Source organism: Streptomyces sp. SM11 (assembly GCF_002910905.1).
Lineage (GTDB): Bacteria > Actinomycetota > Actinomycetes > Streptomycetales > Streptomycetaceae > Streptomyces.
In genome coordinates, this window is the sequence record NZ_NEUE01000191.1 from 17,304 (window position 1) to 30,016 (window position 12,713).

Sequence of the window (12,713 nt, forward strand, 5' to 3'; positions counted from 1 at the left end):
TGTCCGTCCCACGCATCCGATTCGAACGAGGTTGTCCGGACCATGAACTCCCGCCAGCGCCGCGGCGTGATACTCCTGCTCCTGTCGGTCCTGTGTGCCTTCGCGGCCTTCGCCGGCGTGCTCTCGGTGATCAGCGACGTCAACTCGAAGGTCGGACCCGAGGTGACGGCGTACCAGCTGAAGACCGACGTGGCCCCGTACACAGCCCTGAAGAGCGGCCAGTTCGAGAAGATCACGATGCCCAAACGCTGGCTCTCCGAGAACGCCGTGACCGATCTGCGGGAGGTCGAGTCGAAGATCGCGGTCACCCACCTACGCCAAGGTTCGCTGCTCCAGTCGGACATGATGGTCCGCAAACCCGAACTCCGCGCGGGCGAGCAGGAGATCGCCATCATGATTGACGCCGCCACCGGCGTCGCGGGCAAGATCACACCGGGCGCGACGGTCAACATCTACGCCACGTTCGCCGGTGAGCAGCAGGGCGCGGCGGCCCAGTCCAAGGTCATCGTCTCGAACGCCAAGGTCCTGGACGTCGGCGAACTCACCGCCCTGGACCCGAGCGCGGACGACCGGGGCAACCGGGCCACCGAGGCCGTCCCGATCACCTTCGCGCTGAACACGCTGGACACCCAGCGCGTCGCCTACGCCGAGTCCTTCGCGGAGCACGTGCGCCTCGCGCTCGTCGCCCCGGGCAGCGACGGCACCATCCGCCCGGGGGACCGCACCTACACGCTCGACAAGGACAAGTGAGGATGGGATGACCACCAGAATCCTCCCCGCCGTCGGTGACCTCGACGCTGCCCGCTCCGTCATCACCCTGCTCAGCCAGCTGCCCGACGCCGAACCGGCGACCCCCGCCGGCGACTCCACCCAGCTCATCGACACGCTGGCCCGGCTCGCGGGAGAGGCGCTCGACGAGCTGCCCGAGGTGGTGCTGGTCCACGAGCGGATCGGTCCGGTGCCGGCCCTGGAGCTGATCCGGGAGGTGTCGCTGCGGTTCCCCTCCGTCGGCGTCGTCATGATCACCGCGGACGCCAGCCCGAACCTCTTCGCCGACGCGATGGACTCCGGGGCCCGCGGCCTGGTCACCCTGCCACTGAGCTACGAGGAGCTGGCCAACCGCGTCCAGGCGGCCGCCCAGTGGTCCGCCGGCGTACGCCGCCACCTCACCTCCGGGAACGACGTCTTCACCGGCCCCGGCGGCACGGTGGTCACGGTCACCGGCGCCAAGGGCGGCGTCGGCGCGACCGTCACCGCCATCCAGCTCGCCCTGGCCGCGCAGGCGTCCGGCAACACCGTCGCGTTGGTGGACATGGACCTCCAGACCGGGGACATCGCCTCGTTCCTCGACGTCCAGTTCCGCCGCTCCCTCGTCGACCTGGCCCTGATCACCGACATATCGCCCAGGGTGCTGTCCGACGCGGTGTTCACCCACTCCACCGGCCTGTCCCTGCTGCTCGCCCCCGGCGAGGGCGAACGAGGCGAGGAGGTCAGCGACCGTTCGGCCCGCCAGATCGTCAGCGCGCTCCGCACCCGCTACGAGATCGTCGTCATCGACTGCGGCGGCCAGATGAACGGGGCCAACGCGGCGGCCATCGAGATGGCGGACGTGGCCCTGCTGGTCACGACCCCCGACGTGGTCGCGGTGCGCGGCGCGAAACGCATCGTACGGATGTGGGAACGGCTCCAGATCCGCAAGGCCGAGGAGACGGTCACCCTCGTCAACCGCCTCACCCGCAACACGGAGATCCAGCCGCCGTTGATCCAGAAGATCACCGGCACCCGGGTCGCCTCGGCGGCGATCCCCGCGAACTTCAAGGAGCTGCAGGCGTCCATCGACTCCGGACGCCTGCACGAACTGGACGCCAAGAGCACGGTCAAGCAGGCGCTCTGGGGCCTGGCCGGCGAGCTGGGCATCGTCAAGGAGGGCGCGACGGCGAAGAAGAGCGGCGGTGCCCTGGTCAAGAGGGGCAGCGGCGCCTTCAAGAACGACCGGGGCTCGATCGGACGCCCGCGCCGTCGGCGCGACGGCTCCGGACGCGGGCCCGGAGACTCCGAGGGGACACGTTGAGCGATGACCACCACAAGGACGGCACGAAGCGGCATACGGGGGCGGATCACCGCCCTGCGTGACCGCCGCGACCGGGACCGCGGGCAGGTCGCGGTCGAGTTCCTGGGCATGACCCCCTTCATCATCCTGATCATGCTCGTGCTCTGGGAGTGCGCCCTGATCGGCTACACGTTCAGCCTCGCGGGAAACGCCGCCGACGTGGGCGCGCGCAAGGGCAGCGGCGCGGAGTACGGGGCGGGGGCGGCCTGCCAGGCGGGGGCGAGGGAGGACCTTCCCAAGGCCTGGGCGGACGGGGCGGAGGTGCGGTGCGACGGGGGCAGCGGCCGCCTGTACGAGACCACGGTGACGCTGAAGGTGCCGGTACTGGTGCCGGGTCTGTTCGACCTCGACACGGAGATCAAGGGCAGGGCGGGATCGCCGCAGGAGGATCAGCGATGACGACGCATCCGTACCGGGACGAAGACCGTGACCGAGGCGTGGCCGACGACCTGGACCGGGACCGTAGCCGAGGCAGAGGCCGAGGCAGAGGCCTGGGCCTGGGCCGGGGCCGGGGCCGGGCCAGCGACCGGGACAGCGACCGGGGCCAGGTCGCCCTGGAGTACCTCGGCTTCCTCCCTCTGCTGCTCCTCGTCGCGATGGCGGCCATCCAGCTCGGCCTGGCCGCGTACGCCGTGAACCAGGCGGGCACGGCGGCCCGCGCCGGGGCCCGTACGGAAGCCAGCGTGGACGCCCGGGGCGGCGGCGAGAGCAACGCGCGCGACGCCGTGAGCGACTGGGTGGAGGACGGCGGATTCGCCTACGAAAAGAGCGGCGGCCAGGACATCACGGTGACGGTCCGGGTCAAGGTGCCCTCCGTCGTGCCGGGTCTGGACGACTGGTGGGCCGAGCGGTCCACGACCATGCCCAACGAGAGACCCCGCACCGGATTCTGACCCCGCCCTCTGACCCGCTCCGGTCCCGGTCCCGGCCCCGACCCGGGGCCGAGAACGGACATACCAGACCAGCACCAACCGCCGACACGCCGAGGAGAGTTACGCAGATGAGCCTGCGGGCACGCATGACCGCTCCGGAGGAGCAGGGCGGGGTACGGGAGGACGGCCACCTGGTGGCCACCTACCGGGCCAAGCTGCTGGAGGAGATCGACCTCGCGGAGATGTCCTCGCTGGCCGCCGCCGACCGGCGGGCCCGGCTGGAACGCGTCCTCGGCCACATCATCAGCCGCGAGGGCCCGGTCCTCTCCACCGTGGAGCGATCGCAGCTGATCCGCCGCGTCGTCGACGAGGCGCTCGGCCTCGGCATCCTGGAACCGCTCCTGGAGGACGCGTCCATCACCGAGATCATGGTCAACGGCCCCGACCAGATCTTTGTCGAGCGCAACGGCAAGGTCGAACAGCTCCCGATGCGCTTCGGCTCCCACGAGCAGCTGATGCAGACTATCGAGCGGATCGTGTCGACGGTCAACCGCCGCGTCGACGAGTCCAACCCGATGGTCGACGCACGCCTGCCCAGCGGTGAACGTGTCAACGTGATCATCCCGCCGCTGTCGCTGACCGGCGCGACGCTCACCATCCGCCGCTTCCCGCGCTCCTTCACGCTCCAGGAGATGATCGGCTTCGGCTCGCTGGACGAGCAGATGCTGGTGCTGCTCGCCGGCCTCGTCCAAGCCAAACTCAACATCATCGTGTCGGGCGCCACCGGCACCGGCAAGACGACTCTCCTCAACGCGCTCTCCGGACTGATCCCGAACACCGAGCGCATCGTCACCATCGAGGACTCCGCCGAACTCCAGCTCCAGCAGAGCCATGTGATCCGGCTGGAGTCCCGTCCGGCGAACGTCGAGGGCAAGGGCGAGATCACCATCCGCGACCTCGTCCGCAACTCGCTGCGTATGCGCCCGGACCGCATCGTCGTCGGTGAGGTCCGAGGCGGCGAGTCCCTCGACATGCTCCAGGCGATGTCCACCGGTCACGACGGCTCGCTGGCCACCGTCCACGCCAACAGCGCCGAGGACGCGCTGATGCGTCTGCAGACCCTCGCCTCCATGTCGGAGGTCGAGATCCCCTTCGAGGCGCTGCACGACCAGATCAACAGCGCGGTCGACGTGATCGTCCAGCTCACGCGGCACGCCGACGGCGCCAGGAAGGTCACCGAGATCGCGGTCCTGGACTCGCACGGCCGCGACCCGTACCGCATCGTCACGGTCGCCCGGTTCAACGCCCGGCCGATGTCCCCCGACGGCCGGATCCACGGCGACTTCCAGTACCTCCCGCTGCCCCGGAGGCTCGCCGAGCGCCTCTACCTGGCCAGTCAGCCCATTCCGCAGGCGTTCGGCGTCGCCCAGTCCGCCGGACAGCTCGCCACCCGAGAGGCCAACTAGGTACCGAGCCATGGACAACGTCAACCTCCCCCTGGTCACCGTCGGTGTCACGCTGCTGGCCTGCGTGCTCGGCGTGATGGGCCTGTACGCCTACTCCGGCGGCAAGGCCGACCGCGATGCCCTCGTCGAGCGGCTCTCGCACGTCGGGCAGATCCCCGAGACGGGCCGCGTCCGCCGCTTCAAGGGCCTGGACCGCAGGCTGCGCGGCACCCTCCTCGGCCGGAAGCTGGAGCTGAAACTCGCCACGACCGGCATGGACCTCACACCCGGTGAGTTCCTCGTCTACGCGCTCGTCGCGATGGCGGGGCTCTGGATGACGGCCTCTGCCGTGCTCGCCGCGTTCTTCGGCCCGGTCGCCGCCCTGATCGGCCTCTGGGGCACCAACGCGTTCCTCAACTGGCAGCGGGTCAAGCGCACCGAACGCTTCATCAACCAGCTCCCCGAACTCTCCCGCATCCTCGCCAACGCCACCCAGGCCGGCCTGGCCCTGCGCACCTCGCTGTCCATGGCCGCCGAGGAACTGGACAATCCGGCCGGGGAGGAACTGGCCAGGGTCGCACGCCGACTGGCGGTGGGCGAACCCCTGGAGGACGCGCTGAGTGAACTGACCGACCGCCTCCCGTCCCGCGAACTAGTGGTCCTGGTGACGACGCTGGTCCTCTCCAACCGGGCCGGCGGCACGGTCGTCAGCTCGCTGCGCAACCTCACCGAGACCCTGGAGGAGCGCAAGGAGACCCGCCGCGAGGTCAAGACCCAGCTCTCCCAGGTCACCGTCACCGCATACGCCGTACCGGCCTTCGGCATCGGCGCGATGCTCCTGATGAACGCGGTCATGCCCGGCGCACTGGACCGGATGACCGGCGCGTTCATCGGCCAGGCGGCGGTGGTCGTGGCCATCGCCCTGTACGCCATCGGCTTCGTGGTCATCCGCCGCCTGTCCCGTATCGACGTCTGACGAGCTGGGAGAAGAACCGCCATGGACCTGCTGCTAGCCCTGGTCGTCGGCCTCGCCGTCTACGGGGCCATCCACGGCATACGGATGTACCGGGCCGACGCCAAACTCCCCACCGACCTGGCGGTCGCCCTGGAATCCGGCTCCTCCCGCACCAGCGCGGTCGGCTCCGGCATCGACCGCCTCGGCATCCGCTGGGCCCCCATGGTGCTGCGGATGATGGGCCCCAAGGCCGTCAACAGGAAACGCCGCCAGATCGACCTGGCGGGCAACCCCGGCGGCCTCACCATCGACCGTTACGCGGCCCGCCGCGCGGTCTACGGCGTGCTGGGCCTCCTGGGCGCCTTCTCCATGCTCCTGCGCGGCCAGCTGTTCCTGGCCCTCCTGATGATCGCGTTCGGTCTGTTCTGGGTGGAGGCGGGCATCTGGTCGGCCATCCGCGTCCGCCGCGAGCACATCGAACGCACTCTCCCGGACTTCCTCGACGTCCTGGCCGTAGTCGTCTCCGCCGGGCTCGGCTTCCGGCAGGCGCTGGACCGGGTGGCGGAGAAGTACGAGGGCCCGTGGTCCGACGAACTGCGCATCACGCTGCGGCAGATGGACATGGGCGTCAGCCGCCGCCAGGCCTTCGAGGAACTGCGCAGACGCAACGACTCCGAACAGGTCGCCATGTTCGTCACGACGCTCCAGCAGGGCGAGGAGCTGGGGGCGCCGATCGTCGAGACGCTCATCCAGATCGCCAACGACATGCGCCGCACCGACGCCCAGAACGCCCGCCGCAAGGCGGCCAGGGCGATCCCGAAGGCGACGTTCGCGGTGACCACGTTCCTTCTGCCCGGCACGCTCGTTCTTCTCACCGTCGGATTCGTGTACGGAGCGGACGTCGACTTCGCGTTCCTCACGGGGGGATGACATGAACGGGGGGCGTGGTGGGGACGGAACCCCTGCGCCCCGGAACGCTCTTCGAGCGACGGTTGCACGGGACGCAAGGGCCGTACGGGGCACGAGGCGGAGGTGACAGGCCATGGCATACCAGCTCAGTGGCGTGCTGCCCGGACCGACCACGGGCCTGACGCGCGCCCACACCGGCACCCCGGCCCGCCCGGCCCTCGCCATCCAGGTCAACGCGCTCCAGGCGATGTGCCGCCAGGTGTTCGGCTTCCGCCTGGCGATGATCGCGATAGCGGCTCCGTACGCCATCGGCGGTACGGCGCCCGGTCTGCCCACCTGGTTCATCGGCACGGCGATCCTGTTCACCTTCATGGGCTCGTACCTCCTGTTCCGCGACTGGGAGCGGTTCGGCCCGGTACTCCTGCGCCACCCCTGGCTCCTGGCCGTCGACGTGTTCTTCGGTGCGCTGCTGCTGATCACGGCGACCCCCGAGTCGACACTGGCATACGTCACCGTCTGCACCCCGCTGCTGGCGGGCCTGGTCCAGGGCTGGCGCGGCGCGGCGGCCTTCGCGGCGCTCCAGGTGGTCATCGTCTTCGGCGTGTACGCGAGCGTCCCGAAGCTGGAGGGCGGCAGGGGGACGGCACTCCTCCTGCCCGGCTTCTGCGTGATCGCCGGGGCGGTCGGGGTCACCCTGCGCAATCTGCTCCTGCGCTTCGGGACGGCGACCCAGGCGCTCACCGAGACCCGGGCGCGGCTGGCGGTGAACGAGGCGGTGGACGGCGAACGCACTCGCCTCGCCCGGGAGATGCACGACTCGGTCGCCAAGACGCTGCACGGCCTGGCGCTGGCCGCCGACGGTCTGGCCTGCTCGGCGCACCGGATGGACCCGCCCACCGTGAAACTCCAGGCGGAACTGGTCGCCCGCGCCGCCCGCCGGGCCGCCGCCGAGTCCCGGGAACTGCTTACCGACCTGCGCCGGGAACAGGGCCTGGAGGACGGCGTCGACCTGGTCGCGGAACTGGCGGCGCAGACACAGGACTTCACCGCCCGCCATCCGGTCACGGCCACGTTCCGCCGCCTCGCCGAGGAGACCCCGGTCCCGCCGGTGCCGCAGGCGGTGGCCCGGCAGCTCCTCACCGTCGCCTCCGAGGCCCTGGAGAACGCCCACCGCCACGCGCGCCCCTCGTACCTGATCGTCCTCGCGGGCGTGAAGGGCGACATGCTCCGCCTCAGCGTGTACGACGACGGGCGCGGCCTGCCCGAAGGAACAACGCTCGACACCCTCCGCCGGGCCGGCCACTTCGGCCTCGTCGGCATGGTGGAGCGGGCCGCGTCCATGGGCGCCCGCATCCGGATCGGCCGGGGCGAGGCGGAGAAGGGCACGGAGGTGCGGGTCGAGCTTCCCCTGGCGGCGCTGACGAGCACGGTGGCGGAGGCGAACATCCGGCCGGCGCTGACGAGCACGGTGGCGGAGGAGAACACCCGGCCGGCGTCTCCGCCCGCCCCCTTGCTGCCGGTCGCGCCACCGCCCTCGCCCGCACCGGCGAACGTAACGACCCCCCACCCATGACCCGACCCTGAGAGGAGGTCGCAGCATGCCGGACGATGCCTCCCCCGCGCCGCACCGCTACGGGACGGCGGCCCACCACCCCGCCCCCCAGCACACGTCGTCGCACATCCCGCTCACCCCGGCCCCCGGCCACCAGCACCCTGCGATCCAGTCCCCGACGATACCGACGCCCTCCCCGGAGCCCGGAGACCCCACCGCGTCCCCCTTCCCATCGGCACCGACGTCCCCCGCCCCACCCCGGCTCCGGGTGGTGGTCGCGGACGACAACCCGGTGGTCCGGGCGGGCCTGGGCGTCCTGCTCTCGGGCCGCGCCGACATCCAGGTCGTCGCGGAGGCGGCGGACGGCCGCGAGGCGTACGAGAAGACGCACCAGCACCACCCCGACGTGGTCCTGCTCGATGTACGGATGCCCGGAGTGGACGGCCTCTCGGCGCTGCCGCACCTGGTGGGCATCGCGCCCGTGCTGATGCTGACGTACAGCCGGGAGAACGAGATCGTCCACGAGGCGCTGAGCCTGGGCGCGGGCGGCTACCTGGTGCACGGCGAGTTCACAGCGGACCAACTGGTCCAGGCGGTAAGGGACACGAAGGACGGCCGCGCCAACTTCACGGCCACGGCGGCCGCCGCCCTGCTGGCCCAAATGCGCCGGGGGACGGCCCCGCAGAAGGGCCCCCTGCCCGAAGGGCTGGGGGCAGCTCCGACGACACTGCCCGTACCCGGGCACGCACCGCCGGGCCCCTTCGAAAGTTCGGAAAGTCTTTCGCAACTGCAACCTCCTGTGGGACAGTCTTCTGTGTCCGGGGGGTCGGCGCCCACCCCCAACAGGCAGCAGTACAGGCTGAGTTCGAGGGAGGTTGAGGTCATGGACCTGATTGCGTCCGGAATGAGCAATCAGCAGATCGCCGCCACCTGCTTCATCAGTGAGAAGACGGTCAAGAACCACATCAACCGCATCTTCGCGAAGCTCCACAGCGCCACCCGCAGCGAGGCCATTGCCCACTGGCTCGGCACCGCGCCCCGGAACCCCGGGCGGAAGCCATGACCGAGCGATCTCGCAACGAGAGGGCCCAGACGACTCTTTGGGCCCGGAAGTGGGCCCACGGGCCCTCTGGGCGAGCGATAATTCCCCTCTATGTTTCTCATGTCGCCAACGGCACCGGGCGGGAGGAATCCGGTACCGAGGACGACACCGCAGGATCGTGCGAGTCGGCCGCCAACCGGCCGGCCGAACCAGGAGGGGAACACCATGTCGAACATCACCCTGAAGGCCGCCGTCCGCGTCAACGGCTGGGCCAACACCGCCGTCAGCAGCATGCAGAAGCGCTACGCGGCGAAGGACCGGGGGCAGACGGCGTTCGAGTACCTGGGCATCGTCCTGGTGGTTGTGGCGATCATCGGTGCGATCGCGGCTGCTGGGATCGGCGGGAACATCTCGGACCGCATCGGTGGACTGGTGACCGCCATCACCTCTGGCTGATGCGTACAGGTCTACGAGGCGACGCTGGGCAGGCCTTCCCCATCTACATCATGATGGTGGCGGGCCTGCTCTTCCTTGCGTTGGCCTTCTTCGCTGTCGGTAAGGCATCGGCGTTGCGCAACGGTTCCCAGGGTGCGGCGGACGCCGCCGCACTGGCCGCCGCTCAGAAGGCACGTGCCGATTTTGGGCCCGGATTCCTCGGATCGCTGCCCGACAATATGCTGGACGACTTCCTCGACGAGCCTTTCGCTCCACACTGCGCTGAGGCACAGCGACTTGCCGACGCCAACGACGCGGACAGGAAGCTCTGCTATCCGACCCCTGGGTACCTGCGTGACACGATCACGGTCGAGGTCGAGGGACGCAAGCCGGTGGACTCACCGGTGATCCCCGGTTCACAGAACAAGAAGGCCAAGGCCAAGGCTACCGCTCTCATCGAGTTCAACTGCCCCAATCCGAAGGCTGTGGACCGCGACAGCGATGGAGTCCAGGACCTCTTCATCTTCACGTGCCGGAAAGGCGAGATCGTCAAGATCGCGACGGCCGAGATCAGCCCTGGCCTGTGGGAGACCGTGAGTAGAACTCTCTTTGACGTGCGGTTGGTCGACCAGTGACAGCGAAGCGAACGACGAGTAGAGGAATCGGACCATGAGAATGCGGCGGACCACGACGACCAGAAGGGCAATGACGGCTGTCACAGTGACGGCCGCCTTGGCCCTTGCGCTCGCCGGCTGTGGCGACGACGGAGGTGACGAGCCCGGCAACGAAGGTTCCAGGGTTCCGTCCGCCCCGGCCAGTCCCTCCGCGGAGGACAAGGGCGAGCCGCAGCAGCAAGACACGGCTGCGGGCGAGAACGTGGATCCGGATGTGAAGCTCGCGGAGGCGCGGGGACAGGGCGGGCTTGTCCTGGTGATCAACGAGGCCAAGCGCGACTCGGGTGGATTCCTCACCGTTCAGGGTGAGGTCACCAATGAGGGGGACCGGGCGCGGATTGCCACGGCGTGGTCGGGGTCCGAGGTGAATATTGTGAACAAGAACCCCAACTCCGTCGCCGGTGCAACGCTGGTGGACAAGGCGGGAAAGAAGCGCTACTACGTGCTCCGGGACACGGACTCCCGTTGCCTCTGCACCACGGCGATCTCATCCCTCGCTCCGGGCAAGTCGGCGCCGATCTTCATGCAGTTCCCCGCTCCGCCGCAGGGCACGACTGAGGTTGACTTCACGCTCCCGACCTTCGCCACCACCTCGCTGAAGATCTCTGGGTGAGTGCGGCCATGAAGACCACTCAACGCCCCAGGGCGGTGCGCAACGCAGGGCAAGCCGTCGCGGTCGTCGTGCTGCTCGCTGGCACCACGCTGCTCGGAGCGTCTCCCTCGTACGCCGACGACGGACCGAGCATTCCGCCCGGCACGGAGGCGACGTCGGAGCCGCCCGTTCCCGTCGACCCGAACGACCCGGATCTGAAGATGCCCGAGGGCGGCACCCTCGCTCCCGGCCGGGTCCTCGACATCGTCCAGGTGGTCGAAGACCTCGGCGGCGAGGAGCGCCGCGAGGACAGCAACGCCGACATCAAGTTCGCGCTCCAGGCCGAAGTCCTCTTCGGTAAGGACAGTGCGAAGCTCAGCTCGGCGGCCAACGCCCGCATCGCCGCCATCGCCGAGGAGATCAAGAAGCAGAACGGGACGAAGGTCCGGGTGTTCGGCTTCACCGACAACCTCGGTTCCTCGGCCCACGGAGACGTCCTGTCCAAGCAGCGGGCCGACGCCGTGCACGGGGTCCTGTCGAAGGAGCTCGGCCCCACGATCACGTACGAGATCAGGGGCTATGGCGAGCAGTACCCGATCGCCAGCAACAGCAACGAAGAGGGCCGGAAGAAGAACCGCCGCGTGGAGGTCTCCTTCCCGCGCGGTGCGGGGTCCTGACCTCGGCCTTCACGTATGCAGCCATGAGGTCTCAGCTTGGATCCACCGCGTAGAAGTCGATGAATAGATTTCGAGGCTTCTTGCGGTGGATTTCTGCTGGCAGGCAGGGGCGGACACCGGATGGCTACGCTTCGCTGGGTACGTCGCGCGCCCATCGATCATCGTCACACCGCCGTGACCTGCACACCTGCACACCTGCAAGATTTTCTCGACTTTGAGTCGCCCAGCGGCTTCCCGAAGCTGAGAAGCACGTCAAGTAGCGCTACGTAACCGGGATCTACCGGAGGCTCGACGTTGCGCGAAATGCCGTGACCTGCGGCGAGACATCTACGAACGGCACCCGCCCTGTCGTCGTCCCGAGCCCGGGACGACGACAGGGCGGGTGGAAGTGCGGGCTGGATGGCTATTGGTCGAGGAAAGGCAGCAGTACCCGGTGCAGCGGCAGGTAGGCCGGTTGGTTGCGCTGGCCAATCTGGTAGCCGCGCATCCCTGCCGCAGTGGCCGCGGTGACCTCGTCAGGGTTCTCGCCCTCGAATACCGCCCGGCAGCTGCCCGAGTGCTCGATGCCTCGCTGGAACAGGGCCGGTGCCGGTTTGTACTCCTCGGTGCCGCGAGGGGTGAAGATCCGGTCGCCGAAGTACTCCCAGACGAACGGCTCCGTCTCCGACCAACTCGCCGAGATGTACTTCTTCGTCGCCTCCGCCCGTTCGGCATCGGTCGTGCCCCAGCTCGGCGGCACGTTCGTGGTGATACCCATCGGCACCCCAGGGCTGATGCGTTCTCAGCTTTCAAGATCGAGTAGCTGGAGGGTGTGGTCGGTTCGGGACCGGTAGTGGTCGGTGGCGGCGGCGGTGTTCGTCCAGCCGGCCTGGCGGATGAGGCCGATGGCGAGATTGCGGAGGGTGGCCATCGCGCGGGGTGCGGTGCCGGTGCGGACGTGGGAAGCGTCCTCGGCGAAGGTCACGTCTCTCACATGGTGCAGGGCTTCGACCTGCCAGTGTCCGCGGATGAGTTCGGCGATTCGGTCCGCGGCGGCTTGTTCGGGAGCGAGGCTGGTGACCGCGTAGATCGTCGTGATGGTCGTCTTGCCGGTGGTGCGGTTGGTTCGGCGGCGCTTGACCTTGATGGCCTGCACGGCGTGCGGGAAAGGGAGTCCGGGCTGGACGGTGCAGACCTTGAGGCGCCGGATCTCGCGTCGGCCGTGGCCCTGTTCGCGGGTGCGGTGCTGGAGCGGGACCTCGCGCCAGGGCAGGCGCCGCAGCTGTCGGCGGAGGTTCTTCTGGTTGCCCTTGACGACCAGGATGTAGTGCCCGCCCCGCGTGATGACGTGTTCGGCGTGGCCGGTCCGGGTGTGCATCGCATCGGCGGTGATGACGTATCTGCGCAGGTCGAGCCCTTCCAGCAGCAGGGCGAAGGCGGGGATCTCGTTGCTCTTGGCGGCGATCTGCCG

15 protein-coding genes are annotated in these 12,713 nt (G+C 69.2%); 13 read left to right on the plus strand and 2 right to left on the minus strand.

Features of this window, described 5'->3' with window-relative positions; genetic code table 11:
* The first annotated feature begins 42 nt into the window (after positions 1-42).
* The 13 genes from cpaB (at position 43) to B9S58_RS17455 (ending at position 11,263) form a co-directional block, all read left to right on the plus strand.
* On the plus strand, positions 43-750 hold the full coding sequence (gene cpaB, locus B9S58_RS17395) for a Flp pilus assembly protein CpaB (RefSeq protein WP_103533011.1): 708 nt from the start codon (positions 43-45) through the stop codon (positions 748-750).
* Between the two features lie 7 nt (positions 751-757).
* Positions 758-2,071, plus strand: coding sequence for an AAA family ATPase (locus B9S58_RS17400; protein ID WP_103533013.1), 1,314 nt, complete (start codon positions 758-760; stop codon positions 2,069-2,071).
* 3 nt (positions 2,072-2,074) lie between these two features.
* On the plus strand, positions 2,075-2,509 hold the full coding sequence (locus tag B9S58_RS17405) for a TadE family protein (RefSeq protein ID WP_103533014.1): 435 nt from the start codon (positions 2,075-2,077) through the stop codon (positions 2,507-2,509).
* Complete coding sequence (locus B9S58_RS39970; protein WP_308457910.1) at positions 2,506-3,003, plus strand: TadE/TadG family type IV pilus assembly protein; 498 nt, start codon at positions 2,506-2,508, stop codon at positions 3,001-3,003. Before B9S58_RS17405 ends, B9S58_RS39970 begins: the two co-directional genes overlap by 4 nt.
* Positions 3,004-3,110: 107 nt before the next feature.
* Complete coding sequence (locus B9S58_RS17415) at positions 3,111-4,448, plus strand: CpaF family protein (protein WP_103533015.1); 1,338 nt, start codon at positions 3,111-3,113, stop codon at positions 4,446-4,448.
* Positions 4,449-4,458: 10 nt separating this feature from the next.
* Positions 4,459-5,403 (plus strand): type II secretion system F family protein, encoded by a 945-nt coding sequence (locus B9S58_RS17420; RefSeq protein WP_103533017.1) that lies wholly within the window; start codon positions 4,459-4,461, stop codon positions 5,401-5,403.
* A gap of 21 nt (positions 5,404-5,424) precedes the next feature.
* A complete protein-coding gene (locus B9S58_RS17425; RefSeq protein ID WP_103533018.1) occupies positions 5,425-6,312 on the plus strand; it encodes a DUF5936 domain-containing protein in 888 nt (295 codons plus the stop codon).
* Positions 6,313-6,424: 112 nt separating this feature from the next.
* On the plus strand, positions 6,425-7,864 hold the full coding sequence (locus B9S58_RS17430; protein ID WP_103533019.1) for a sensor histidine kinase: 1,440 nt from the start codon (positions 6,425-6,427) through the stop codon (positions 7,862-7,864).
* A 25-nt stretch (positions 7,865-7,889) separates the two neighbouring features.
* Positions 7,890-8,906, plus strand: coding sequence for a response regulator transcription factor (locus tag B9S58_RS17435; RefSeq protein ID WP_103533021.1), 1,017 nt, complete (start codon positions 7,890-7,892; stop codon positions 8,904-8,906).
* A 204-nt stretch (positions 8,907-9,110) separates the two neighbouring features.
* Positions 9,111-9,341 carry a hypothetical protein gene (locus B9S58_RS17440; protein ID WP_103533022.1) on the plus strand — a complete coding sequence of 77 codons (231 nt, stop codon included), beginning with the start codon at positions 9,111-9,113 and terminating at the stop codon, positions 9,339-9,341.
* Entirely contained in the window at positions 9,341-9,955 is a 615-nt protein-coding gene (locus B9S58_RS17445; protein WP_103533024.1) for a pilus assembly protein TadG-related protein, read from the plus strand. The genes B9S58_RS17440 and B9S58_RS17445 overlap by 1 nt, the downstream gene beginning before the upstream one ends.
* A 34-nt stretch (positions 9,956-9,989) precedes the next feature.
* Positions 9,990-10,607: a hypothetical protein gene (locus B9S58_RS17450; RefSeq protein ID WP_103533026.1), complete on the plus strand. Its 618-nt coding sequence runs from the start codon at positions 9,990-9,992 to the stop codon at positions 10,605-10,607.
* A gap of 8 nt (positions 10,608-10,615) precedes the next feature.
* Complete coding sequence (locus B9S58_RS17455; RefSeq protein WP_103533027.1) at positions 10,616-11,263, plus strand: OmpA family protein; 648 nt, start codon at positions 10,616-10,618, stop codon at positions 11,261-11,263.
* Between the two features lie 403 nt (positions 11,264-11,666).
* On the opposite strand, the gene B9S58_RS17460 is transcribed toward B9S58_RS17455, so the two are convergent.
* On the minus strand, positions 11,667-12,020 hold the full coding sequence (locus B9S58_RS17460) for a hypothetical protein (RefSeq protein ID WP_103533029.1): 354 nt from the start codon (positions 12,018-12,020) through the stop codon (positions 11,667-11,669).
* Positions 12,021-12,044: 24 nt separating this feature from the next.
* On the minus strand, positions 12,045-12,713 hold a 669-nt coding region (locus B9S58_RS17465), incomplete at its 5' end, for an ISAs1 family transposase (protein ID WP_107494948.1).

Coding starts and splice junctions, on each gene's coding strand:
- cpaB (WP_103533011.1), top strand. CDS start 43: ATGAACTCCCGCCAGCGCCGCGGCGTGATACTCCTGCTCCTGTCGGTC.
- B9S58_RS17400 (WP_103533013.1), top strand. CDS start 758: ATGACCACCAGAATCCTCCCCGCCGTCGGTGACCTCGACGCTGCCCGC.
- B9S58_RS17405 (WP_103533014.1), top strand. CDS start 2,075: ATGACCACCACAAGGACGGCACGAAGCGGCATACGGGGGCGGATCACC.
- B9S58_RS39970 (WP_308457910.1), top strand. CDS start 2,506: ATGACGACGCATCCGTACCGGGACGAAGACCGTGACCGAGGCGTGGCC.
- B9S58_RS17415 (WP_103533015.1), top strand. CDS start 3,111: ATGAGCCTGCGGGCACGCATGACCGCTCCGGAGGAGCAGGGCGGGGTA.
- B9S58_RS17420 (WP_103533017.1), top strand. CDS start 4,459: ATGGACAACGTCAACCTCCCCCTGGTCACCGTCGGTGTCACGCTGCTG.
- B9S58_RS17425 (WP_103533018.1), top strand. CDS start 5,425: ATGGACCTGCTGCTAGCCCTGGTCGTCGGCCTCGCCGTCTACGGGGCC.
- B9S58_RS17430 (WP_103533019.1), top strand. CDS start 6,425: ATGGCATACCAGCTCAGTGGCGTGCTGCCCGGACCGACCACGGGCCTG.
- B9S58_RS17435 (WP_103533021.1), top strand. CDS start 7,890: ATGCCGGACGATGCCTCCCCCGCGCCGCACCGCTACGGGACGGCGGCC.
- B9S58_RS17440 (WP_103533022.1), top strand. CDS start 9,111: ATGTCGAACATCACCCTGAAGGCCGCCGTCCGCGTCAACGGCTGGGCC.
- B9S58_RS17445 (WP_103533024.1), top strand. CDS start 9,341: ATGCGTACAGGTCTACGAGGCGACGCTGGGCAGGCCTTCCCCATCTAC.
- B9S58_RS17450 (WP_103533026.1), top strand. CDS start 9,990: ATGAGAATGCGGCGGACCACGACGACCAGAAGGGCAATGACGGCTGTC.
- B9S58_RS17455 (WP_103533027.1), top strand. CDS start 10,616: ATGAAGACCACTCAACGCCCCAGGGCGGTGCGCAACGCAGGGCAAGCC.
- B9S58_RS17460 (WP_103533029.1), bottom strand. CDS start 12,020: ATGGGTATCACCACGAACGTGCCGCCGAGCTGGGGCACGACCGATGCC.